This is a genomic window from Streptococcus atopicus (assembly GCF_049166725.1).
Classification (GTDB): Bacteria; Bacillota; Bacilli; order Lactobacillales; family Streptococcaceae; genus Streptococcus; species Streptococcus hominis.
In genome coordinates, this window is the sequence record NZ_JBMHFC010000002.1 from 79897 (window position 1) to 105801 (window position 25905).

Annotated in this window: 17 protein-coding genes and 3 pseudogenes; 18 read left to right on the forward strand and 2 right to left on the reverse strand. The window is 38.7% G+C overall.

The features are described 5' to 3' along the window. Positions 1 to 10 precede the first annotated feature (10 nt). The 3 genes and pseudogenes from ACOMA9_RS01755 (at position 11) to ACOMA9_RS01765 (ending at position 5182) form a co-directional block, all read left to right on the forward strand. On the forward strand, positions 11 to 244 hold the full coding sequence (locus ACOMA9_RS01755; protein WP_000840776.1) for a hypothetical protein: 234 nt from the start codon (positions 11 to 13) through the stop codon (positions 242 to 244). Between the two features lie 2 nt (positions 245 to 246). Next, positions 247 to 636 (forward strand): annotated as a pseudogene (locus ACOMA9_RS01760) (CPBP family intramembrane glutamic endopeptidase); the annotation flags it as partial. Positions 637 to 967: 331 nt separating this feature from the next. Next, positions 968 to 5182 (forward strand): Spy0128 family protein, encoded by a 4215-nt coding sequence (locus tag ACOMA9_RS01765; protein WP_421424480.1) that lies wholly within the window; start codon positions 968 to 970, stop codon positions 5180 to 5182. Between the two features lie 84 nt (positions 5183 to 5266). Here ACOMA9_RS01765 and ACOMA9_RS01770 read toward each other — a convergent pair. Beyond that, positions 5267 to 6244 (reverse strand): annotated as a pseudogene (locus tag ACOMA9_RS01770) (ISL3 family transposase); the annotation flags it as partial. Positions 6245 to 6585: 341 nt separating this feature from the next. On the opposite strand from ACOMA9_RS01770, the gene ACOMA9_RS01775 reads away from it, so the two are divergent. The 5 genes and pseudogenes from ACOMA9_RS01775 (at position 6586) to ACOMA9_RS01795 (ending at position 11876) form a co-directional block, all read left to right on the forward strand. Continuing rightward, positions 6586 to 6885 (forward strand): hypothetical protein, encoded by a 300-nt coding sequence (locus tag ACOMA9_RS01775; RefSeq protein ID WP_330944866.1) that lies wholly within the window; start codon positions 6586 to 6588, stop codon positions 6883 to 6885. Positions 6886 to 7065: 180 nt separating this feature from the next. Next, positions 7066 to 7968: an IS30 family transposase gene (locus ACOMA9_RS01780; RefSeq protein WP_421424567.1), complete on the forward strand. Its 903-nt coding sequence runs from the start codon at positions 7066 to 7068 to the stop codon at positions 7966 to 7968. 411 nt (positions 7969 to 8379) lie between these two features. Then, positions 8380 to 9120, forward strand: coding sequence for an alpha/beta fold hydrolase (locus ACOMA9_RS01785; protein WP_059220865.1), 741 nt, complete (start codon positions 8380 to 8382; stop codon positions 9118 to 9120). Between the two features lie 336 nt (positions 9121 to 9456). Beyond that, a pseudogene (locus ACOMA9_RS01790) lies at positions 9457 to 10007 on the forward strand (glycosyltransferase family 2 protein); the annotation flags it as partial. A gap of 177 nt (positions 10008 to 10184) precedes the next feature. After that, a complete protein-coding gene (locus tag ACOMA9_RS01795) occupies positions 10185 to 11876 on the forward strand; it encodes a phospho-sugar mutase (protein WP_330944994.1) in 1692 nt (563 codons plus the stop codon). Positions 11877 to 11929: 53 nt separating this feature from the next. On the opposite strand, the gene ACOMA9_RS01800 is transcribed toward ACOMA9_RS01795, so the two are convergent. Then, positions 11930 to 12898 (reverse strand): NAD(P)/FAD-dependent oxidoreductase, encoded by a 969-nt coding sequence (locus ACOMA9_RS01800; protein ID WP_057489706.1) that lies wholly within the window; start codon positions 12896 to 12898, stop codon positions 11930 to 11932. 126 nt (positions 12899 to 13024) lie between these two features. On the opposite strand from ACOMA9_RS01800, the gene ACOMA9_RS01805 reads away from it, so the two are divergent. The 10 genes from ACOMA9_RS01805 (at position 13025) to pheS (ending at position 25900) form a co-directional block, all read left to right on the forward strand. Further along, positions 13025 to 15568: a M1 family metallopeptidase gene (locus tag ACOMA9_RS01805; protein WP_421424484.1), complete on the forward strand. Its 2544-nt coding sequence runs from the start codon at positions 13025 to 13027 to the stop codon at positions 15566 to 15568. 159 nt (positions 15569 to 15727) lie between these two features. After that, a complete protein-coding gene (locus ACOMA9_RS01810) occupies positions 15728 to 16471 on the forward strand; it encodes a DeoR/GlpR family DNA-binding transcription regulator (protein WP_070671076.1) in 744 nt (247 codons plus the stop codon). Next, positions 16468 to 17379: a 1-phosphofructokinase gene (pfkB, locus tag ACOMA9_RS01815; RefSeq protein ID WP_421424486.1), complete on the forward strand. Its 912-nt coding sequence runs from the start codon at positions 16468 to 16470 to the stop codon at positions 17377 to 17379. The genes ACOMA9_RS01810 and pfkB overlap by 4 nt, the downstream gene beginning before the upstream one ends. Continuing rightward, positions 17376 to 19325 (forward strand): PTS fructose transporter subunit IIABC, encoded by a 1950-nt coding sequence (locus tag ACOMA9_RS01820; protein WP_330944992.1) that lies wholly within the window; start codon positions 17376 to 17378, stop codon positions 19323 to 19325. The genes pfkB and ACOMA9_RS01820 overlap by 4 nt, the downstream gene beginning before the upstream one ends. Positions 19326 to 19485: 160 nt before the next feature. Continuing rightward, on the forward strand, positions 19486 to 19860 hold the full coding sequence (locus ACOMA9_RS01825) for a DUF1149 family protein (RefSeq protein ID WP_330944991.1): 375 nt from the start codon (positions 19486 to 19488) through the stop codon (positions 19858 to 19860). Positions 19861 to 19863: 3 nt separating this feature from the next. Continuing rightward, positions 19864 to 20712: a DegV family protein gene (locus tag ACOMA9_RS01830; protein ID WP_421424489.1), complete on the forward strand. Its 849-nt coding sequence runs from the start codon at positions 19864 to 19866 to the stop codon at positions 20710 to 20712. A 10-nt stretch (positions 20713 to 20722) separates the two neighbouring features. Then, positions 20723 to 21490, forward strand: coding sequence for a 4-hydroxy-tetrahydrodipicolinate reductase (dapB, locus tag ACOMA9_RS01835; protein ID WP_421424492.1), 768 nt, complete (start codon positions 20723 to 20725; stop codon positions 21488 to 21490). Continuing rightward, the gene (locus ACOMA9_RS01840) at positions 21487 to 22686 is read left to right on the forward strand and encodes a CCA tRNA nucleotidyltransferase (RefSeq protein ID WP_421424494.1); all 1200 of its coding nucleotides are present in this window, start codon (positions 21487 to 21489) and stop codon (positions 22684 to 22686) included. Before dapB ends, ACOMA9_RS01840 begins: the two co-directional genes overlap by 4 nt. After that, positions 22683 to 24548: an ABC-F family ATP-binding cassette domain-containing protein gene (locus ACOMA9_RS01845; RefSeq protein ID WP_421424496.1), complete on the forward strand. Its 1866-nt coding sequence runs from the start codon at positions 22683 to 22685 to the stop codon at positions 24546 to 24548. Before ACOMA9_RS01840 ends, ACOMA9_RS01845 begins: the two co-directional genes overlap by 4 nt. Before the next feature lie 305 nt (positions 24549 to 24853). Next, entirely contained in the window at positions 24854 to 25900 is a 1047-nt protein-coding gene (gene pheS / locus ACOMA9_RS01850) for a phenylalanine--tRNA ligase subunit alpha (protein ID WP_330944974.1), read from the forward strand. Positions 25901 to 25905 lie beyond the last annotated feature (5 nt).

The following is a 25905-nucleotide window of genomic DNA, read 5'->3' on the forward strand; positions in this document are numbered from 1 at the left end:
GAGAAGCAATATGGCTGAACGATTTTGGGAAAACTTGTCTATTATTTTGGCTGAAAGAAATATCAGCTGGATTGAGTTAACCAGAAAAATGTTTGCGGGAGAGTTTCACTATCCAAGTGAATTGAATCGTTTGTATCAAAAGATTCGTCACTATAAGATGGAACAACGAATGCCTCAAAGTCCCTGGGTAGAAAGGATTGTGCAGGTATTAGATTTAGATTATGAAGATTTATTTCGGAGGTAACTATGAAAAAAATAATTCCAGTTTATATATTCCAACAAGTAAATGTCCTATTGGTATCCTTTTTCTTACTGAAATTGCTTTGTATAGGTGAGTTAACTATATTTCAGATTCTCTATGGTTCGTCACTCATTTCTTTTTTATGGATGTATGGTCAACGAAAACAAGTGGTCAAGGTCAATATGAAATCTAGGATAAAATGGCTTGGTATTGGATTCGTTAGCCTACTGATACTAAGTCTATGCTTTAGTCTGATTCATGCTCAAGGAAGTACGAATCAAGCAAACTTAATTGGGCTTCAACATCAAGTTCCTTGGTTTTCATTTTTATTGTTCTTAATCAATGCGAGTATGGTTGAAGAATTTCTGTATCGAGAAATTTTATGGAACTTTCTATCAAATTAATTCATGATTTGAACACTGTTACTCATTCATAACTAATTGTGATGGGACCATACTAGCTTTAGAATGCTTAAAAATTAAAATTTAAAACAATCAATGGCTTAGAAGAGTGCGGAAACATTCAATTTATATGAGATGCTTGGTCTAGAATTTCATAGATATCTATGAAATTAGGCTATTCGATAGTTATGATTGTTCTGTAATGAAAGATTTGAACAATTAAAAGGTTAGAAAAATTATTTATAAATCTACTTGTATCATTTAATTTTGATAATTTTATGATATAATGTACAAAAATATTATCTACAATCGTAGGAGGGTGTAAATGAAGAGAATGTTTTCCGAATCTAAAGAACGTTTTTCTATTCGCAAGTACACTATTGGTGTTGCTTCCGTGTTGTTGTCAACACTGGTATTTGTGGAAGGAAACGTTTATGCGGATGAAGTGAAGAATAATACAGAGTCACAAACTTCAGTTGTCACACAAGAGAATCAAGGCGAGAGACACAAGGAATCTGGTCTTGATGCAAATGAAGCTGTAGCACCAGCTGAGTCAGCTTCTCCAACTTCAAAAGCCAGTGCCGAAGCCCCTGCGCATGTGGTTAAAGAGGAGAAGACTGAAAAACAACTAAATGAAGTTGCAACACCAGCTAGCACTAGTGTTACACCAGCTGAGTCAGCTTCTCCAACTTCAAAAGCCAGTGCCGAAGCCCCTGCACATGTGGTTAAAGGGGAAAAGACTGAAAAACAATCAAATGAAGTTGCAACACCAGCTAGCACTAGTGTTGCACCAGCTGAGTCAGCTTCTCCAACTTCAAAAGCCAGTTCCGAAGGCTCTGCGCCCGTAGCTAACGATAAAAAAACTGAGGCACAACCTACGACTAGGTCAAGACGGTCTAAAAGAGAACTGCCTTCAACAGGTGGTACAACAACTTTTGTAAAAACAGGTGATACGATTACCGTACAAAATCCAGACGTTGAAGTAAATTTCCCAAATGGTAATGGATTGTTTGCCCCAGTAGAAACAATCATTCGCATGAATATGCCTGATAGTTTAACCATCAATCGAAATGATAAACTGGTAGTTGATATCCCGGATGCTATTAGAATCCCTACAAGTTTACGCTATGATGTGTTTGGACCAAATAATCAAGTTATCGGCAATGCGTTTTTGGATTCAGTTAATAACAAAGTGATCACCACTTTTACAGATTACTTTGAAAAAAATAATCTTGGAAAAAATTATACGTTAAACCTTAGTACAGGTTGGAAAGCGTCTGTTAAGCCAAATGTTCCAACGGAACTCAATTTCAATGGAACCAAGATTACAGTAACAGTAGGCCCCGAAAATGCTCCAACACCAGCAGCAAAATCAAAGGTTGAAAAATACGGAGAAGCAGTAAAAGGACATCCTGAATTAATCAAATGGACCATCCGTGTAAATGCAGGAAGTCTAGTAGCTCCACAGGTTTTAAACAACTACCAATTGATTGATAGTCTTCCAGATGATCAAGAATTAGTTCAAGATGGTGATCCAGTATTAAAGGAGTTTGATGACCAAAGAAAAGCTGAATGGCGAGCAGGGCATGCAACACCAATTCCTGACGATCATGTGGATTTGTGGAATGGAAAAGCTCTTAGAGCCGAAAAGGTTCAGTCAATTTCACCGTGGGTATCTAAAGGAAATGCAATTCAATTATTAGAAAATATCAAAACAAGTTCGTCTGGTTTTTCATTCAAGATAGCACAACTGAATGAAATGATTTACGTTCGTTATATGACCAGATTGAAGAATGTTTCAGCAAGCCCTACACTTGCAGAATTGCAACAAAAACACGGAAATGATATCAAAATCACCTATAACAATGGAGAAGAGTATAGTTACCAAGCAACTTTTGCCTTTAAGGCAGGAGGATCTGGTTCAGCGACAAAAGCAAAAAAACCAGCAAGGGTCGATTTATCATTTACTAAACGTTTGGACGGAAGAAATTTAAAACGTGGCGAGTTCACTTTTAATTTGATTGACGATAGTACGGGTCAAGTTGTGGACACTCAAAAAAACGATAGTTTGGGAAATATTACTTTTAATCCACTCTTGTTTAACTCTGCAGGAACCTATCATTATACAGTTGAGGAGGTCACTGGTTCAGAAACTGGTATGACTTATGATCCAATGAAAGCTAAAGTGACAATCACGGTAAATGCTAACGGAGATTCATACATAGCTCAAACGACTATGCCAGCAGATACAGAGTTCAACAACACTTTCAAATCATCTCCAGTTAAGGTAAATCTTGAGTTCAATAAGTCACTCTCAAATGGAACATTGAATGCTGGTGACTTTAGCTTCACATTGACTGGTGATAATAATGTTAATGAAACTGTTACTAACAAGGCTGATGGTAAGATTAACTTTAGCGAATTGTCATTCGATAAAGTTGGTGTCTACAACTACACTGTTAAAGAAGTGAAGGGGAACAAACCTGATGTAGACTACGATGAAATGACTATCGCAGTTAAGGTGACTGTAACAAAAGATGAGGATTCAGGTCTGTTAACTGCCAAAACAGAGATGACTGCAACAGGTGGTGAAGCAACTGGTACAGATGATACAACTTTCAACAACTTTGCAGTAGCTCCAGTTAAGACTCGTTTCGACTTCAGCAAGGCTCTTGCAGGCCGTAAATTGAAAGCTGGCGAATTCAGTTTCCAATTGAAAGATGCGAATGGAACTGTTCTTCAAACTAAGACTAACAATGCTAGTGGTGTTGTAGCCTTTGACGATTTGACCTTTGACAATACTCAAGTTGGTACTCACAAGTATACTGTAGAAGAAGTTCAAGGTTCTGAAGCAGGAATGACTTATGACCCAATGAAAGCTGAAGTAACCATCACTGTTACGAAAGACGGTCACGTACTTAAGGCAACCAATACTCTTCCATCAGATACAGAGTTCAACAATACTTTCACACCTGCTGCAACACAAGCACAATTCAAGTTCACTAAGAAACTTGAAGGTAAAGAACTTACAAAGGATGCCTTCACATTTGAATTGCTTGAAAACGGCAATGTGATCCAAACGAAGAAGAATGCGGCTGATGGTACAATCCAGTTCGACGCTATCTCTTACGATAAAGAAGGTTCTCACACTTACACTGTACGTGAAGTAGCTGGAACTGATACAAACATCGATTATGATTCAATGAACGCAGTTGTGACTGTAAATGTCACAAAAGACGCTCAAACAGGTGTCTTGAGTGCTAACGTTACAATGCCTGCAGATACAGAGTTTAACAACTTTGCAGTAGCTCCAGTTAAGACTCGTTTCGACTTCAGCAAGGCTCTTGCAGGCCGTAAATTGAAAGCTGGCGAATTCAGTTTCCAATTGAAAGATGCGAATGGAACTGTTCTTCAAACTAAGACTAACAATGCTAGTGGTGTTGTAGCCTTTGACGATTTGACCTTTGACAATACTCAAGTTGGTACTCACAAGTATACTGTAGAAGAAGTTCAAGGTTCTGAAGCAGGAATGACTTATGACCCAATGAAAGCTGAAGTAACCATCACTGTTACGAAAGACGGTCACGTACTTAAGGCAACCAATACTCTTCCATCAGATACAGAGTTCAACAATACTTTCAAATCATCTCCTGTTAAGGTAAATCTTGAGTTTGATAAGTCTCTCTCAAATGGAACATTGAACGCCGGTGACTTTAGCTTCACATTGACTGGTGATAATAATGTAAATGAAACTGTTACTAATAAGGCTGATGGGAAAATTAATTTCGGTGAATTATCATTCGATAAAGTTGGTGTTTACAACTATACTGTTAAAGAAGTGAAGGGAAATAAACCTGATGTAGACTATGATGAAATGACTGTCGCAGTTAAAGTAACAGTTACAAAGGATGAGACTACAGGTCTCTTGGTAGCTCATACTGAAATGACTTCAACAGGTGGAGAAGCAACTGGTACTGATGACAAAATCTTTAACAACTACGTTGTGGCTCCTGTTAAAGCACAGTTTAATTTCACTAAGAAACTTGATGGTCGTGTCTTAAGGGCTGGTGAGTTTAGCTTTGTCTTGAAGGATGAAAAAGGAAACGTTATTGAAACTGTAAGCAATGATGCTGAAGGTAAGATCAAGTTTTCAGCTCTTGAGTTCAAACTTGGTCAAGAAGGTACTTATATCTATCATGTAGAAGAAGTGAAAGGTACAGAGGCTGGAGTTGAGTACGATAAGATGGTAGCGACTGTTGGAGTTACTGTAACTAAGGAAGGTAAAATGTTGACCCTTACTTCACAAATGCCTGAAGATACTGAGTTTAACAACAAGGTAACACCGCCAACACCGCCAACACCGCCAACACCGCCAACACCGCCAACACCGCCAACACCACCAACACCAGAAAAACCAAAAGGTCGTGAGTTGCCAAACACTGGTGAACAATCTAAATCTGGAGTTGCCGCACTTGGTGCTGCGCTTGGTCTTGTAGGTCTAGGCTTGGTTGCGAAACGCAAAAAAGAAGATGAAGCTTAATATCTGGCTCTTTTGCAATTGTAGTTGATTGAAGAATAACTAAGGTTTCGGGCTCTTTGTCAACTGTAGTGGGTAGATGAAAAGCTAACACGTAGAGAGGACCAGTTTGGTTCTCTCTTTTTTGATGTTTAAAGCAATCAAAATTCGTTTTTTAAAGTTTTCAAAGTTCCTAAAACCAAAGACATTTCGCTTAATGACTTTGATAAGATTATTCGTCGCTTCCAATTTGGCGTTGGAATAAGGTGATTGAAGGGCGTTGATGATCTTGTCTTTATCCTTGAGAAAGGTTTTAAAGACAGTCTGAAAAAGAGGATGAACCTGCTTTAGATTGTCTTCAATGAGTCCAAAGAATTTCTCAGGCTCCTTATTCTGAAAGTGAAAAAGCAAGATCTGATAGAGATTATAGTGGTATTTTAAGTCTTCGGAATAGCTTAAGAGTTTGTCTAGAATCTCCTTATTCGTCAAGTGCATCCGAAATATAGGTCGATAAAATCGTTTATCGCTGAGTTTACGACTATCTTGTTGAATGAGTTTCCAATAACGCTTGATGACCTTGTATTCATGGGATTTTCGCTCAAATTGATTCATGATTTGGACACGTACACGACTCATAGCACGGCTAAGATGTTGTACAATATGGAAGCGGTCGAGTACTATTTTTGCATTTGGAAAAAGCTGTTTAGCCAATTTGTAGTAGGGGCTAAACATATCCATAGTAATGATTTTCACTCGACAACGAACGGCTCTATCATATTTAAGAAAGTGATTTCGAATGATAGCTTGTGTTCTTCCCTCAAGAACAGTGATGATATGGAGCTTATCAAGATCTTGAGCAATAAAGCTCATCTTTCCCTTGGTAAAGGCGTACTCGTCCCAGGACATCATCTCAGGCAGACGAGAAAAATCATGCTCAAAGTGAAAGTCATTGAGCTTGCGAATGACAGTTGAAGTTGAAATGGATTGCTGATGGGTAATGTCGGTCATAGAAGTCTTTTCAATCAACTTCTAAGAAATTTTTTGGTTGATAATACGAGGAATTTGATGATTTTTCTTGACAATAGATATATCAGTAACCATTTTTTACGATGATATCTACTATCCATAAAACAAAGAAGGTACGTATGGTCTTGTGAGAAGAGGTAGAAATAAGAACTTAGCCAATTATTCCAACAAGCCCAAAAATGTGATAAAAATTTCAACTACTCTTATCTATAATAAAGCTACCTGTTCTTTGAAAATTGAATCCACTCCGTCTTGATTAGCGTGCCTGTGTAAGTAGGGACTGAGAGTATTTCCCTGTGAAGGGCAACTGGCACAAGACGTGTGTGAGAATTTTCTAACAGACACGGAGTTTATCGTTTCCAGACTCAAACGATGCGACAAACTAGATAAAGGAGTTAATCATGAAGGTAGTAAACTTGTGTGATTTGAAACAAATGGGAAATAAAGGTGGTTGTACCATCCAATTGATTCATCACTTTCCCTTTGGTATGGGCTTAGGACATCTCAAAAAAGACTACATTGAGTTTAAACGTGTTGGTATCTTTGATGGGAAGGCAGTAGAAGTTACTCTTCGGGAACCTTATTCGAGAGATCTACTGCAGGTTGTTAAGTCAATTAAGCAACATCAGAAATTGATAGCTTATCGCTATAGAGAAGGAAAACTGCTATTTGTTAAGAAGGAGGCCTCAGATGTCCTCTGAACAACGGGAACGAATGGCAGTTCAATATGCAGAGCGTAGTCTTTTATTTACAGGATAAATTGTAAAATATAGTGCAACAAAAAAACTCATAGCGTTTCATTGGTGTAAACTGTAAGTAACCACACAAACAGAACCCGAGGAAAAACTATGAGCTACTACCATCTTACCATAACTGACTGAATAAAGATAGAAACCTACTTGGAATTCGGTTTGAAACCTTGCCAAATTGCAAGTAAACTTGGTGTCCATAAGTCTACCATTTCAAGAGAGTTAGGGCGATGTCAAAATGGTTATTCTGCAGTCTTAGCACAGGAAGAGTACGACCGCAGGGCTAAGCAAAAAGGTCGGAAGTCTCGTTTGACACCAAAGTTGAAAAAGGAAATTGAGGACGGTTTAAAATCCTCCTGGTCGCCTGAACAGATTTGTGGTCGCTATCAGCTTGAACAAAGGCCGATGGTCGCTTTTAAAACCATCTATAACTGGCTCTATGCTGGTTTGATTGATCTGGATTTGAGTGTCCTTCGTCGTAAAGGAAAAACTCGACAACCTAAAGAAACACGTGGGACATTTAGGATTGGCACGTCGATTGCCAAACGTCCTAAAGAGGTCAGGAATCGTAAAACTTTTGGTCACTGGGAGCTTGATACTGTGGTGTCTTCCAGAGGCAAAAGCAAGGGCTGTTTAGCTACTTTTCTAGAGCGAAAAACGCGCTTTTACTTAGCTTTCAAGATACCAGATAGAACAGCCAAAGCCATGTTTTCAGCCATCGAAAAACTTTGTAGGCTATTTCCAAAAGAGGCTCTTAAAACCTTCACTTCAGACAGGGGAAAAGAGTTTGCCTGCTATCCTCTGGTAGAGAATTTAGGAATTTCCTTTTTCTTTGCGGATGCCTATTCATCCTGGCAGAGAGGAAGCAATGAAAACGCAAATGGCTTACTAAGAGAATATTTCCCAAAGAAAACAGATTTAGCCGCTATCTCTGATGAGGCTTTGAACAAGGCCTTATATGATATCAATCACCGACCACGAAAATGTTTAGGTTACAGAACGGCTTGTGAAGCTCTAGTGGATGAGTTAGAGTAAATGTTGCACTTATTCTTGCAATTTATCAAATCCGAATACAGATACGATAAATACATCGAGCATTACTATCTGGGATGATGTGTTCGTCTATACCTCGCAGGACGAAGAAAAAGGCAGGTTTTTGGAGCTGAAAGGAAAAGGCTATCGAACTGGTATTCAATGTTTGCGATGTCGAAGACGTGCTGTTAGAGCTGTTCAAGCGTATCATTGGAGCGTAGCAATCAATAAGCTTGCGGTTTACACAAACTTGCCATTCTCTATGAGAGTTTGGACATAGAGAGAATGAAAAATGGGGACGTAATGGAATACAGATAAAAGATAGTCATGTTATGAATTTCATTGAATGGTTCACAAATATATGGCATAATATGTGAGTATGTGAATTGCTAAATTATAATTTAGAGGTGTAAAATGAAATACAAAGAGTATGGATTAAAAAATAAAGATATTATAATTTTATTACACGGTGGTGGTCTTTCTTGGTGGAATTATATAGATGAAATAGGCTTGCTTGAAGATGAATTTCATATTGTTATTCCTATACTAGATGGACACTCAGACAGTGATACAAATTTTATTTCTATTGAAAATAATGCTTCAGAAATAATAAATTTTATAAATGAAAATTATAATGGAAAAGTAAAATTGATTGGAGGATTATCATTAGGAGGACAAGTATTGTTAGAAATATTATCTAGGAATCCCAATATATGTGAATATGCTGTTATTGAAAGTGCTTTGGTGATTCCAATGAAGTTTACTTATAAAATGATAGAACCGATATTTAATTTAACATATGGTTTAACTAAAAAAAGCTGGTTTTCAAAATTACAGTTTAAAAATTTAAAGATAAAAAATAGTTTATATGATTTATATTATGAAGATACTTGTAAAATTTCAAAAAATAATTTAATTGCTTTTATGAAGTCAAATTCTAGTTATGAATTAAAAGATACTTTATCACGTACTAGAGCAAAGGTTCTAATACTAGTTGGGAGCAAAGAAAGATCTATTATGAAAAAATCGGCAGTTAAAATTGCTGAATTAATACCAAATAGTGAACTTGAAATATTACAAGGGTATTATCATGGAGATATTAGCATAAATCATGCAGACGATTATGTTGAAAGAGTAAAGAGATTAGTTCGTTAAATTCCAGTTTAGCAATTTCATATCCTACGCAAAAAGCGGTTACTCCTTTGAAAAATCCCTAGTCAATTATCAAAATGATACTTGGACTAGAGAAGATATGGCTAAAGCAACAGAAAAAGTGGCTAAGAGAATTGTGGATTATATTTTTGAATTGTAAAATTTACTTTTCTAATGCTGAAGTGCTGGCATAAAATAAAAATATTTTGATTTATAGTGTTGAGAAGTTCTTGTTTCTCCTTTATGGAAATAGTAGAGAATGCCATGTGGGTATGGTATAATATGATTGTTGCGAGTCAGAGCTATTCTAACAGAAGGAACATTCAGAAAGTGAGAAGAATGGCAATATCAGCAGTTATTCCTTGTTATTATGAAGAAGAGACGATTCCACTGTTTTATTCAGAAATGGAAAAAATAGAATCACAGATGAACGAAGAGTTTGAATATATTTTTGTTAATGATGGTTCACAAGATAGACTTTATAAATTCTACGCGACCTAAATCAAGTAGATGAACATGTTCATTATCTTTCTTTTTCAAGGAATTTTGGAAAGGAAGCGGCTCTTTACGCAGGTCTCAAACGTGCAACTGGTGATTGGGTGACCGTCATGGATGCAGATTTGCAAGATCCTCCGGAACTTTTACTCACAATGAAATCCATGCTGGATAAGAACCCTGATTTGGATTGTGTGGGAACACGATGGACAACTCGTGATGGAGAGCCTCCTATTCGTAGCTTTTTTGCTAAGATGTTTTATCAATTAATCAATAAAATTAGTCAAGTTGAAATGGTGGATGGTGCGCGTGACTTTCGTCTCATGCACCGACAAATGGTAGATGCCATTTTAGATGTTTCTGAATACAATCGTTTTTCCAAGGGAATATTTGCTTAGGTTAGTTTTGATACAGAGTATTTAGAATATAAAAATATCAAAATGATTGTAAGTAGCAAAAAAATTAAAAAACTGCAAGCGTTTTAAAGAAAAATCGGAAAAAGGATTGATAAAAACGAAAAGGTAGTATAGAATGGATTTATTGAGAAATAATATATTAAAAGGAGTCGTTATATGAACTACAAAGAAGTTTATGAACAATGGCTAAACAATGATTTCTTCGATGAAGAAACAAAAGCTGATTTGCTGTCTATTCAGGATGATGAAGCTGAAATCGAAGATCGATTCTACAAGGGTCTTGAGTTTGGGACAGCTGGTCTTCGTGGGAAATTGGGTGCTGGTACCAACCGCATGAATAAATACATGGTAGGAAAAGCAGCCCAAGCATTAGCTGAAACCTTGAAAGACCATGGTGAAGAAGCGATTAAAAGGGGTGTTGCAATCAGTTATGATGTCAGATATAAATCAAAAGAATTTGCTGAATTGACTTGCTCTATCATGGCTGCTCATGGAATTAAAACCTATATTTACAATGGCATTCATCCTACACCAATGTGCTCGTATGCAATTAGAAAATTGCACTGTAAAGCAGGAGTCATGGTAACGGCTAGTCATAATCCACAAGAATACAATGGCTATAAAGCGTATTGGGAAGAAGGTTCACAGATTTTAGATGACATTGCAGGACAAATTGCAGGTCATATGGATGAAATTGTGAATTTTGAAGACATCAAGTCCATTCCTTTTGAAGAAGCCTTGGAAAGCGGTCTTGCAAATTATATTGATCCATCTGTTGAAGAAGATTACTACAAGGAAGTTCTTGATTTAACGATCAATGAAGATGTTGATAAATCTATCAAGGTCGGCTATACGCCTTTGAATGGCACAGGAAATATTCCTGTCAGAGAAATTCTGAAAAGAAGAGGATTTGAAAATATCTTTGTTGTCAAAGAACAAGAATTTCCTGATCCAGATTTTACAACAGTTGGTTATCCAAATCCAGAATTTCCAAAAGCATTTGCTTACTCTGAAAAGCTTGGAAAAGAAAATAATTGTGACATTTTGATTGCCAATGACCCAGATTGTGACCGTGTTGCTCTGGAAGTAAGAGATGCGAATGGCGATTATATCTTTTTAAACGGAAATAAGATCGGTGCTTTGCTTGCTTATTACATCTTCTCTCAACGTTATGCCCTCAACAATTTGCCTGAAAATCCTGTCATGGTGAAATCTATCGTTACAGGAGATTTATCTAGAGCAATTGCAAAGAAATATGGCATTGAAACAGTTGAGACTTTAACTGGATTTAAAAATATCTGTGGAAAAGCCAATGAATATGAACGTACCAAAGAAAAAACTTATGTGTTCGGTTATGAAGAAAGTATTGGCTTCTGCTATGGAACTTTTGTCAGAGACAAAGATGCTGTCAGTGCTTCTATGATGATTGTAGAAATGGCTGCTTACTTTAAAAAACAAGGTAAGACTTTGTTAGATGTTTTAAATGATATTTATGCAGAGTTTGGCTTCTATAATGAAAGACAAGTTTCGCTTGAGCTAGAAGGTGTAGAAGGTCAAGAGCGAATTGGTCGCATGATGGAAGAATTTAGAGAACATCCGTTGACAACAGTTGGAGCAATGGAACTTGAAAAAGTGATTGACTTTAAAGATGGCTATCTTGATTTTCCAAAACAAAACTGCTTGAAATATTACTTTAAAGATGGTTCATGGTATGCACTCAGACCGTCAGGTACAGAACCTAAAATCAAACTATACATCTATTCAATTGGTAAAGACGAAAAGGAAAGTGTTGAAAAACTCGATCTCATTGAAAGGGTTTGCCGAGAAAAAATGGATAGCGTGAAATAAGCACATATAAAAAACTTGAAGCGCTCTTTTGAGAACTTCAAGTTTTTTGCTTTTTAAAGACTGGTCGAATGTTTTGGCTGTATTTTTTGGTCGGGATAGATATAGTTCATAGCATTGTTGATAGCTGTAGGAGCTTCGCCTAGTCCTGTGGCTATCAAATCAATCTTTCCGTCGTAACTACAGCAATCTCCAGCAGCATAGATACCTGCGACAGAAGTTTCTTGTTTGCTATTGACGATAATCTTGTGGCGATTGAGTTCTAGTCCCCATTTTTTTAAGTTTCCAACAGATGATTTGAAGCCATAATTGACAAAAAGCTGATCAAGCGGCAAGAGCTCTGTTTCATTGCTTTTCACTTTAGTAATCTCAAGATGAGTGAGTTTGTTTCCATCGCCTATAAGTTGACTTGGGACAAATGGTGTTTTAATCGTGACAGTAGAAGCTTTTAGCTCATTGACACTGTGTTCTAAAGCACGGAAATTATCCCTGCGGTGAATGATGCTGGTCGGTGCAATCTTATCAAAAGCCAATGCCCAATCAACAGCAGAGTCACCACCGCCTAGAACAACAATATTTTGCCCAGCGTATTGATTGATATTTGACACGTGATAGTGAATGTTTTCAAATTGGTCTACATTTTCTAGCTCCAGCGGACGTGGTTTAAAAGCACCACCTCCCATAGCAATCAAAATGGCTTTTGAGATGTGTTTTCCTTTGCTAGTTGTTAAGGTAAATAATTCATCGTTTTTTTCAATATCTAATACAGTCTCATTGAGATGTATGCTTGTTTCAAATGTTTTTACTTGATCAATCAAATGCTCAATCAATTCTTCACCTGTTAGATTGATAAAACCAGGAACATCCAGAATTTTCTTTTCAGGATAGAGAATGGCTGGCTGTCCACCGAGCTGAGGCAGCGAATCAATCAAATTTACTTTTGCTTGACGCATATGAGCATAAAAAGCAGCAAAAAGACCCACAGGTCCCCCACCAACAATCGTAATATCAAAAATTTCAGACATGATTTCTCCTTAAAATAGTAACGTATTTCTATTTTATCACAAAATGAGGAAAACGATAGAGAAATTGTGTTAGGACACGTGAATTATGTTACAATAGTTACAGATTATATTATTAAGGAGACATACATGCAAGCAGTTGCACATTTTATTGAAACATTTGTTCCAGAACATTATGATATTTTTTTAGATTTGAATCGGGAGCAAAAAACATTCACAGGTAAGGTCAGCATTAGCGGGGAAGCAAAGGGAGAAAAAATCTCTCTTCATCAAAAGGATTTGACAATCCAATCCGTTGAGGTAGCTGGCGAAGCTCGTCCTTTCTCTGTAGATAATGAAAATGAAGCAGTTTACGTTGAGCTTGGTCAAGCAGGAGTTGTTGAAGTAACGCTGACTTATAAAGGTAAAATTACAGATAATATGACGGGGATTTATCCTTCTTACTATACCGTTGACGGAGTCAAAAAAGAAGTTCTTTCTACTCAATTTGAAAGTCATTTTGCACGTGAAGCCTTTCCAAGTGTAGATGAGCCAGAAGCAAAAGCTACGTTTGATCTTTCTTTGAAATTTGACCAAGAAGCAGGAGAAATCGCACTTTCAAATATGCCAGAAGTTGATGTAGAAAATCGAAAAGCAACTGGCATCTGGAAGTTTGCAACAACTCCTCGCATGTCGTCTTATCTTTTGGCGTTCGCGGCTGGTGATTTGCAGGGCGTTACAGCAAAAACGCAGAATGGTACCTTGGTCGGTGTGTACTCTACCAAAGCTCACCCTGCTTCAAATTTGGAATTTGCCTTAGATATTGCAGTTCGCTCTATTGATTTTTATGAAGAATACTATGGAGTAAAATATCCGATTCCTCAATCTCTGCATGTAGCTTTGCCAGACTTTTCTGCAGGAGCTATGGAAAATTGGGGCTTGGTCACTTATCGTGAAGTTTATCTTTTAGTAGATGAAAACTCAACTGTTACAAGCCGTCAGCAAGTAGCTCTTGTGATTGCTCACGAATTGGCTCACCAATGGTTTGGTAACTTGGTTACAATGAAGTGGTGGGATGACCTTTGGCTCAATGAAAGTTTTGCCAATATGATGGAATATGTCTGTGTGAATGCCATTGAGCCAACATGGAACATTTTTGAGGATTTCCAAACAGGTGGTGTCCCTCTGGCTCTAAAACGGGATGCGACTGACGGTGTTCAATCTGTCCATGTGGAAGTAAAACATCCAGACGAAATCAATACGTTATTTGACCCAGCGATTGTTTATGCTAAAGGAAGTCGTCTTATGCACATGCTTCGTCGTTGGCTAGGAGATGAAGATTTTGCAAAAGGCTTGAATGCTTATTTTGCAAAACACCAATACAGTAATACGATTGGTCGCGACTTGTGGAATGCTCTCGGTGCAGCTTCAGGGCGTGATGTGGCAGCCTTCATGGATTCGTGGTTAGAACAACCCGGTTATCCTGTTTTGACAGCGGTTGTGGAAGATGACACTCTCAAAATTTCTCAAAAACAATTCTTTATTGGAGAAAAAGAAGAAAAAGGCCGTCTATGGGTTGTACCGTTAAATAGCAATTGGACAGGTATTCCAGATACTTTAGAAACCGAAACGCTTGAAATTCCGAATTATGCAGCTCTAGCAGCACAAAATGAAGGAGCGCTTCGCTTCAATACAGAAAATACTGCGCATTACATCACTGATTATCAAGGTGAATTGTTGGATAATATTTTGGCAACTATTACGAACTTGGATAATACAAGTAAGCTACAAGTGGTGCAAGAACGTCGTTTATTGGCTGAAGCTGGTTTTGTTTCATTTGCAGACTTAATCCCAGTTATCGAAAAATTGACCAATGAAAAGTCTTATCTTGTAGTATCTGCTGTGAAGGCTGTACTAAATAGCTTGCGGACTTTTGTGGATGAAGGAACAGAAACAGAGGCAGCCTTTAAAAAATTACTCGTTAAGCTGAATGAAGATAACTTTGACCGACTTGGCTTTGAAGCGAAAGACGGTGAAACAGATGAAGATGAATTGGTACGTCAAATTGTTGTGGCAAATATGATTGCAGCTGATGATGAACAAGCGAGCCAAAAAGCGAGCCAAATCTTTGAAGCGCATCAAGAAAACTTGGAAAAACTTCCAGCAGCCACTCGTTTGCAAATTTTGATTAACCAAATCAAACACCATGAGACAGCAGAATTGACTGATAACTATCTAGCAACCTACATTGCAACGGTTGATGGCAACTTCCAACGTCAATTGGCTTCGGCTCTGTCTTATACGAAGAGTGAAGCAACATTGACACGTCTTTTAAAAGAATGGAAAAATAAAGATGTTGTGAAGCCACAAGACTTGGCCATGAGTTGGTATCTGACTTTCTTGCAACATGATTTTACTCAGGGAACGATTTGGACTTGGGCGCGTGAAAACTGGGATTGGATCAAGGCGGCTCTTGGCGGAGATATGAGCTTTGACAAATTTGTCATTTATCCAGCAAATATCTTTAAAACGCGTGAACGCTTGGCAGAATACAAGGCCTTCTTTGAACCACAATTATCTGATTTGGCAATTAGCCGTAACATCAGCATGGGAATCAAAGAAATTTCCGCTCGTATTGATTTGATTGACAAAGAAAAAGCAGCTGTTGAAGCAGCAATCAAAGCTACAGTATAACAGTATAGAAAAGAAAAGGTTGAATGCGAATTTCAGCCTTTTCTTATTGCATTTTGCTGTTTTATTAAAAAAGTGATAGTTTTTGAAAGAAAATGCTTGACTTTGAAATGAATTGGTGTATAATAAATCTGTAAACGATTGCAGGAAGAGGTGAGGTCTATCTTAAAATCAGAACGCAAACAGGTAATTTTAGAGGAAATCAATCGTCATCAAGTTGTTTCTCTGGATAGCTTAGTTCGTTTGTTAAATACGTCTGAATCAACAGTGCGCAGAGATTTAGATGAATTGGAAGATGAAAGAAAACTGCGTCGGATTCACGGTGGAGCAGAAAGCATTCATTTTCTTCAAGAGGAAGAAAGCAATCAAGAAAAATCTATCAAAAACGTTCAAGATAAATTACGAATTGCTCAAAAAGCAGCGGAATTGATACAAGAACAGGATGTCATTTTTATTGATGCTGGAACGACAAATGAATTGTTAATCAATGAGCTTTCAAGCAAACATATGACGGTTGTGACCAACTCCATTCACCATGCTACAAAATTAGTTGAGAAAAACATTCCAACGGTTATTATCGGAGGGGTTGTCAAAAGCTCAACAGATGCTAGTATCGGGGGGGTTGCTTTGAACCAAATCGGTCAGTTGAATTTCAATAAAGCTTTTATTGGTATGAATGGGATTGATGAAAATTTCTATACAACGCCTGATATGGAAGAAGGAGCAGTCAAGCGAGCGATTCTTGAAAACGCCAAACAGACTTATATCTTAGCTGACGCCTCAAAAATCGGTCAGACCTCTTTCGTGAAAGTCGCACCTATCAAACGTGCAAGTATTATTACCAGTGCTTGTGCCAGTGAGCAATTGGAAAAGATAAAAGAAAAAACGGAGGTTATTGAAGTATGATTTATACTGTTACGCTTAATCCTTCTATTGACTATATTGTCCGTTTGGATAAGGTCAATGTTGGAAGCGTGAATCGTATGGAGAGCGATGATAAATTTGCCGGTGGCAAAGGCATCAACGTCAGTCGTGTGCTCAAACGTTTGGGAATTGACAATACAGCGACTGGCTTTATTGGTGGCTTTACTGGAAAATTTATTACTGATACCTTGGAAAATGAAGCGATTGCGACCAAGTTTGTCCAAGTGTCAGAGGATACGCGTATCAACGTCAAGATTAAAGCAGATGCTGAGACAGAAATCAATGGAACGGGTCCGACCGTCTCACCAGAGCAATTGGCAGCATTAAAAGATATTCTTTCGGGGCTGTCAGAGAAAGATACAGTTGTCTTTGCAGGGTCAAGCAATAAAAATTTAGGAAATGTCGTCTACAAAGAGTTAATTAGCCTGACGAGACAAACTGGAGCACAAGTCGTTTGTGATTTCGAGGGACAAACACTTATTGATTCACTGGAATTTCAGCCATTATTGGTCAAACCAAACAATCATGAACTGGGTGATATTTTCGGAGTGAAGCTGGAAAATTTGGATGAGATTGAGAAATACGCTCGTGAAATTCTAGCTAAAGGTGCGCAACATGTCATTATTTCTATGGCAGGCGACGGTGCGCTTTTGGTAACAAAGGACGGAGCTTATTTTGCAAAACCAATCAAGGGAATCGTAAAAAATTCTGTCGGAGCTGGTGACTCAATGGTTGCAGGCTTTACTGGCGAATTTGTTCGTTCAGGAAATGCCGTTGAAGCCTTCAAATGGGGAGTAGCTTGCGGAACGGCAACGACTTTCTCTGATGACTTGGCAACAGCCGCTTTTATTAACGAAACGTATGAAAAAGTAGAGGTAGAAAAAATATGAAAATTCAGGATTTACTGAGAAAAGATGTGATGTTGCTTGATTTACAAGCAACTGAAAAAACAGCTGCTATTGATGAAATGATTCATAGTTTAGTTGACCGTGGTTATGTGACGGATTTTGAAACATTCAAAGAAGGAATCTTGGCTCGTGAAGCTTTAACCTCAACAGGTTTAGGGGACGGAATTGCCATGCCACACAGTAAAAATGCGGCTGTCAAAGAAGCAACCGTTCTTTTTGCAAAATCAAACAAGGGTGTGGATTATGAAAGTTTAGACGGGCAACCGACAGATTTGTTCTTCATGATTGCTGCACCAGAAGGAGCGAATGATACTCACTTGGCTGCACTTGCAGAATTGTCCCAATATCTGATGAAAGATGGATTTGCAGATAAACTTCGTCAAGTGACTTCACCAGACGAAGTGATTGCGTTATTTGACCAAGCGTCTTATAAAGCAGCAGAGCCCGCAACGGTAGCACCAGCAACCAAAGATGGTGATTTCCTTGTTGCGGTAACAGCATGTACAACAGGAATTGCACATACTTATATGGCGCAAGAAGCTCTTCAAAAGGTAGCTGCTGAAATGGGCGTTGGCATCAAGGTTGAAACCAACGGTGCTAGTGGTATCGGAAATAAACTGACAGCAGAAGATATTCAAAAAGCAAAAGCGGTTATTATTGCGGCTGATAAAGCTGTAGAAATGGATCGATTTGACGGTAAACCATTGATTAACCGCCCAGTTGCTGACGGTATTCGTAAGACAGAAGAGTTGATTAACTTAGCACTATCAGGAAAAGCAGAAGTGTATCATGCAGCCAATAAAAAAGCTGCCTCCTCTTCAACAAATGCAGCAGGTGGATTCTACAAACACTTGATGAGTGGTGTTAGCCAAATGCTTCCATTCGTTATCGGTGGTGGTATCATGATTGCGGTGGCATTCTTGATTGACCAAGCAATGGGAGTGCCAAAAGATCAATTAGCAAATCTCGGTACTTATCATGAGTTGGCAGCAATGTTTAAGAATATTGGTGGTTTGGCCTTTGGCTTTATGCTTCCTGTACTGGCTGGTTATATCGCTTATTCTATCGCTGAAAAGCCAGGTTTAGCACCAGGTTTTGTAGCAGGTAGTATGGCTTCAGCAGGTCTTGCTTTTGGTAAAATTCCATTTGCTGAAGGTGGGAAAGCAACTCTTGCACTTGCTGGTGTACCTTCTGGTTTCCTTGGAGCTCTAGTGGGTGGTTTCCTTGCAGGTTACGTTGTAAACTTCCTTAAAAAAGTCTTGAGTGGTCTTCCAAAGTCGCTTGAGGGTATCAAGTCCATTCTACTTTATCCACTGTTGGGAACCTTGCTAACTGGCTTCTTGATGTTGTTGGTGAATATTCCAATGGCAGCTATCAATACTGGCTTGAATAGTTTCCTAGAAGGCTTATCTGGTAGTTCAGCTGTCCTCCTTGGACTCGTTGTAGGTGGTATGATGGCTATTGATATGGGCGGTCCCTTCAACAAAGCGGCTTATATCTTTGGTACAGGAACTCTTGCAGCAACTGTTTCAACAGGTGGTTCAGTTGTAATGGCAGCAGTTATGGCTGGTGGTATGGTTCCACCTCTTGCAGTCTTTGTCGCAACCCTTCTATTCAAAGACAAATTCACCGAAGAAGAACGCAATTCAGGTTTAACAAACATTGTTATGGGTCTCTCATTCATCACGGAAGGTGCTATTCCATTTGGTGCTGCTGACCCTGCCCGTGCCATTCCAAGCTTTATGGTTGGTTCAGCTTTAGCAGGCGCACTTGTCGGCATGGCTGGTATTAAACTCATGGCACCGCACGGAGGTATCTTCGTTATTGCACTTACTTCAAATGCCTTTCTCTATATCATCTTCATCTTGATTGGCGCAATTGTAAGTGGTGTGTTATTCGGAGCGCTTCGCAAACCATTGAATAAATAATGATGAGTTTCATCGTTCTAGGAGTTGGAGAAAAATTCTCCAGCTCCTTTTTTAATCTAAAAGAAAGATTGAAAGGAGATGATTTTCATACTGATTAAAATAGTCAGGCGCTGGAAAATATGATATAATTTTAATAACGCATATTTTGAGGAGAAATGAAATGGAATTACAACGCGAAAAAGAATTTGTCAGTCAATATCACTATGACGCACGTAATTTAGAGTGGGAAAAAGAAAACGGAACGCCAGAAACGAAAGTGGACGTCAATTTTCAATTATTAAATCAGGATCAGGAAGGGAAAGTGACCTCTATCGTTGTAATTGTGAGTTTTATGATTGTCTTTGATGCTTTTGTAATTAGTGGAACAATCTCACAAGTCAATCATATTATGGGACAAATTGTCAATGAGCCAAGTGAATTTGAGCAGGACGAAGTAGAACAACTTGCTCGTCCAAGTTTGTCCGTCTTAAATCGTTTGACCTATGAAGTAACAGAAATCGCCTTGGATTTACCAGGTATCAATTTGGAGTTTTAATGCATGAAATTAGCCGTAATTACTGATTCGTCAGCATATTTGGATAGCAAAGTCATCGAAAATGAGCATTTATTTGTCTTAGATATTCCCGTTAGTATTGACGGGGTTGAGTACATCGAAGGAAAGAATCTTTCTGCTAGCGAATTTTATCAAAAAATGGCAGCCTCTAGTGAATTGCCAAAAACTAGCCAACCGAGTATCGCTAGCTTAGTGAACACCCTGTCTTTAGTAGAAGGGCAAGGTTATACTCATGTCATTGGATTGTTTTTATCAAGTGGCATTTCTGGCTTTTATCAAAATATTCAGTATTTGAAAGATGAATTTCCAAGTTTAGAAATTGGTTTTCCAGATTCAAAAATCACAAGTGCGCCGCTTGGAATGATGGTGGAGCATATTTTGAATTGGGCTGAGCAAGGGTTAGCGTTTGAGCAAATTCTGAGCAATCTTGACGCTCAAATCAAAGGAATTGGCGCTTTTATCATGGTAGATGACTTAAATCATTTGGTAAAGGGCGGTCGTTTGTCGAACGGTGCTGCAATTCTGGGAAACTTGCTCAGTATCAAACCAATTCTTTACTTTAATGACGAGGGTGTCATTGAGGTTTATGAAAAGATTCGTACCGAGAAAAAAGCTACGAAACGCCTGATTGAGATTGTCAAAGAGCAAACTGCACAAGGAAATTACCAAGTGATGATTATTCATGGAAATGCTTTGGAAAAAGCAGAACATTTACATCAATTGTTGTTAGAAGATGGTATTTCCGGAGAGATTCCAATTGCGACATTTGGTAGTGTGATTGGAACTCACTTGGGTGATGGAAGTATTGCCTTAGCTTATATTCCGATTGTTTAAGGAGAATTCCATGAGTATAAAGGTCATTATTGCTGGTTTCAAAGGAAAAATGGGACAAGCTGCTTATAACATGGTGACAGAAGATCCTGCTTTAGAGCTCGTTGGACTGCTTGATCCGTTCACTCCAGAAAGAGAAGTAGCTGGTGTTCCCGTTTTTAATCAGAAAGAAGATTTGAGCAGCATAGAAGCGGATGTATGGGTTGATTTTACAACTCCTAAAGTAGCGTATGAAAATACTCGTTTTGCATTAGAGCATGGCTTTGCGCCTGTGGTCGGAACGACTGGATTTACATCGGATGAAATCAAAGAGTTAGTTGAGCTTTCTCGTCAAAAAGAGCTGGGAGGCTTGATTGCTCCTAATTTTGCTGTGGGAGCGGTTCTTTTGATGCAATTTGCAACGCAAGCAGCTAAATATTTTCCAGATGTGGAAATCATTGAATTACATCATGATCAGAAAAAGGATGCGCCGAGCGGCACAGCGATTAAAACAGCTGAATTGATTAGCAAGGTTCGCCACAAGAAGCATCAGGGTGCAATGGATGAAAAAGAGTTATTACAAGGAGCGCGTGGTGCAGAAATGGACGGCATGCGCATTCATTCGGTTCGTTTGCCAGGCTTGGTGGCTCATCAAGAAGTCATCTTTGGCGGTCAAGGTGAAGGACTGACACTTCGTCATGATTCGTACGATCGTAAGTCTTTCATGACGGGGGTGAATTTAGGTATTAAGGAAGTGGTCAAGAAAAAAGAGCTTGTCTACGGATTGGAATATTTGTTATGAGATTAAAAAATCTGCCTTCTGAATTTCAGGAGGCTTTACCAGTATTAAAGAAGATTAAGAATGCCGGTTTTGAGGCGTATTTTGTCGGTGGTTCGGTCCGCGATGCTTTATTGAATCGACCGATTCATGATGTGGATATTGCAAGTTCCAGTTATCCAGAAGAAACCAAACGTATTTTTGAGCGAACGATTGATGTCGGAATTGAGCATGGGACAGTTTTAGTCTTAGAAGACAATCATGAATACGAAGTGACGACTTTTCGGACAGAGGATATCTATGTAGACTATCGCAGACCTAGCCATGTCACATTTGTTCGTTCTCTCGAAGAAGATTTAAAACGGCGCGATTTTACGATCAATGCTTTGGCTTTGGATGAAGCAGGGAATGTGATTGATTTATTTGCAGGGTTAGCTGATTTAGAAAATCAGATTTTACGTGCTGTAGGAACACCTTCGGAACGTTTCAACGAAGACGCTCTGCGCATCATGCGAGGATTTCGTTTTCAGGCAGCTTTAGGTTTTGACTTGGACACAGACACATTTCAGGCTATGAAACTGTGCGCGCCGCTATTAGAAAAAATTTCTGTGGAGCGGACTTTCATTGAATTTGACAAACTACTGACAGCGTCTTATTGGCGTAAAGGATTGAAAAGTCTGCTTGCCAGTGGTGCAACGGACTATTTACCTGACATGCGCAGCAGCCAATCACAATTGAAAACAATGTTTGATGTTAAAGCAGATTTTCAATTTACGAGTTCAGAGCAAGCCTGGGCTACTCTTTTAATGGTTCTTCAAGTAAATAATGTTAAAAAATTCCTCAAACATTGGAAAACTTCAAATGAATTTCAAAAGCGCGTAGAGCAAATTGTCACGATTTATACTATCCGCCAAAGGCATTTTCTGGATAAGGAAGAATGCTATCGTTTTGAACTGGACCTGATGATACAAGCAGAAGAAATTCGTCAAGCACAGGGATTAGCGGTTGATTTTGAAAAAATTCATTCTACTTATGATTCACTAACGATTCATGATAAACATGAAATTGTCGTCAATGGTGGCCTGTTAATCAAAGAGTTTGGTTTTAAGCCGGGGCCTGCTTTAGGACAGCTCTTGACTGAGATTGAGATAGCTATTGTGAATGGTGTCTTGGACAACCGTCTGGAGGCTATTTTAGCTTTTGTAGAGGAGAGAAGATGAGTGACTTTATTGTTGAAAAGTTGACTAAAACGGTGGGAGATAAGACTGTTTTTAAAAATATTTCCTTTATTATTCATGGTTTGGATCGGATTGGCTTGATTGGGGTCAATGGAACTGGAAAAACGACTCTTTTAAATGTCCTGTCTGGAAAATCTGGATTTGACGGGGATGTCAATCCTTTTTCTGCTAAATCGGGCTATAAGATTGGCTACTTAACCCAAGAACCGCACTTTGATGACGACAAAACGGTACTAGATACGGTTTTATCTAGCAATCTGCGAGAAATGCAGCTCATTCGTGAGTATGAGCTATTGCTGTCTAACTATGATGAAAGCAATCAATCTCGTTTAGAGAAAATTATGGCTGAAATGGATGCTCTTCAAGCTTGGGAAATTGAAAGTCAAGTTAAGACTGTTTTGTCGAAGCTAGGTTTGAACGACTTATCTGCTAAGGTCGGCGACCTGTCGGGTGGTTTACGACGGCGCGTGCAATTGGCGCAAGTCTTGTTAGGAAACGATGACTTATTGCTCCTTGATGAGCCGACAAATCATTTGGATATTGATAGTATCGAATGGCTGACGAATTTTTTGAAGAATTCCAAAAAAACGGTTCTTTTCATTACCCATGACCGCTATTTTCTAGATCATATTTCGACGCGGATTTTTGAATTGGACAGCGGAGATTTGCTTGAATATCAAGGAAATTATCAAGATTATGTTCGTTTAAAGGCAGAACAAGACGAGCGAGATGCTGCCCTTCTCCATAAAAAGCAGCAACTTTATAAGCAGGAATTATCCTGGATGCGCCGTCAGCCACAGGCCAGAGCAACCAAGCAGCAAGCTCGAATCAATCGTTTTCAAGATTTGAAAAAGGATTTATCTGATCAAGCGACTCAGACAGACTTAGAAATGAATTTCGAGACCAGTCGGATTGGGAAGAAAGTGATTGAATTTAAAGATGTGGACTTTGCTTATGGTGACAAGAAGATTCTTTCTCATTTCAATTTGTTAGTTCAAAATAAAGATCGGATTGGGATTGTGGGGGATAATGGTGTTGGAAAATCGACCTTGCTCAATCTGATTGCTGGGAAATTAGCACCTCAATCTGGTCAACTTATGATTGGCGAGACAGTTCGTGTGGCTTATTTTTCACAGCAAATTGAAGGATTAGATGAGTCTAAACGCGTTATCAATTTCTTGCAGGAAGTCGCAGAAGAAGTTAAGACATCTGTGGGGACGACATCTATTGCTGAACTGCTAGAACAATTTCTCTTTCCTCGCTCCACTCATGGAACTTTAATTGAAAAATTGTCCGGAGGAGAGAAAAAACGGCTTTACCTTCTCAAGTTATTGTTGGAAAAGCCGAATGTTTTGCTGTTGGATGAGCCGACTAATGACTTAGATATTGCGACATTAACGGTGCTGGAAAATTTTTTGCAAAGCTTTGCTGGCCCAGTTATGACTGTTAGTCACGATCGGTATTTCCTTGATAAAGTAGCAGATAAGATTTTAGCCTTTGAAGAGGGAATTATCAGAGAATATTTCGGCAATTATACTGATTATCTGGATGAAAAGGCGTTTGAGCTAGAGAGATCTGCCATTTCCCAACAACCTGAAAAGGAAAAAGTAGCTAAAGTGCGAGAGGAAAAGAAGCGCTTAAGCTACTTTGAAAAACAGGAGTGGGAGTCTATTGAGGGAGATATAGAGAAGCTTGAGGAGGAAATTGTAGCTATTGAGCGGGAAATGCAGGAATATGCTTCGGACTTCGGTCGACTCGCTGAACTTCAAAAAGAACTGGATGGCAAAAACGATTTACTTTTGGAGAAATATGAGCGCTACGAATACTTGAGCGAGCTAGTATAGAATTGACTGCTGCCTGTAATGTATGTTGAGTACGATTGCATTTTTAAACAAGGTCTATTTACAAGTCCTATAAAATTTGGTATAATACCAATTAATTAAATAAGAATCCGCAAGACTAGTAGCTTGGGGGAAGTTTGACAGGGAGAAGAGCCAGAGACTGAGAGCTCTTTAGATGGAATCTAGGTGAATTCACTTGCAAAAGGATTGAAAATTAAGGTCTGGAAAACCAGATAAAAACGGATGGTACCGCGTGTCAACGCTCCGCTTATGGAGTTTGGCATGCGGTTTTTATATTTGGAGGAATTATGGCAACCATTGAAGAACAATTAAATAAGCTTAGAGAAGAAACGCTGGCGTCTCTGAAAAAAATTTCAACTGAAAATGAAAAAGAAATGCAGAATCTGCGTGTTTCTGTCCTTGGAAAGAAAGGCTCTTTAACAGAAATTTTAAAAGGTATGAAAGATGTCTCTGCTGATATGCGTCCGATTATCGGGAAACATGTCAATGAAGCACGAGATGTGTTGACTGCTGCTTTTGAAGAATCGGCAAAGTTACTGGAAGAACAAAAAGTTGCCAATCAGTTGGCGAGTGAGTCTGTAGACGTCACCCTTCCCGGCCGGAAAATTTCTGCTGGGAATCGTCATGTTCTTAGCCAAATAAGTGAAGAAATTGAAGATATTTTCATCGGTATGGGCTATCAAGTCGTAGATGGTTTTGAAGTTGAAACAGACTATTACAACTTTGAGCGAATGAATTTACCAAAAGACCACCCAGCACGTGATATGCAGGATACTTTCTACATTACAGAAGAAATTTTGCTGCGTACTCATACCAGCCCAGTTCAAGCTCGTGCTATGGATGCTCATGATTTTTCTAAAGGGCCTCTAAAAATGATCTCGCCAGGACGTGTGTTCCGTCGTGATACAGATGATGCGACGCATTCTCATCAATTTCATCAAATTGAAGGTTTGGTTGTCGGAAAAAATATTTCTATGGCAGACCTTCAAGGGACATTGCAGCTCATTGTGCAAAAGATGTTTGGAGAAGACCGCAGCATTCGTCTGCGTCCATCTTACTTCCCGTTTACAGAGCCATCTGTTGAGGTGGATGTTTCTTGCTTCAAATGCGGTGGGCAAGGCTGCAATGTCTGCAAAAAGACTGGCTGGATTGAAATTATGGGAGCTGGAATGGTGCACCCTCGTGTCCTTGAAATGAGTGGCATTGATGCTGATGTTTATTCTGGCTTTGCTTTTGGACTGGGTCAAGAACGGGTGGCTATGCTGCGCTACGGTATCAATGATATTCGTGGCTTCTATCAAGGTGATGTTCGTTTTTCAGAACAATTTAAATAAATGCT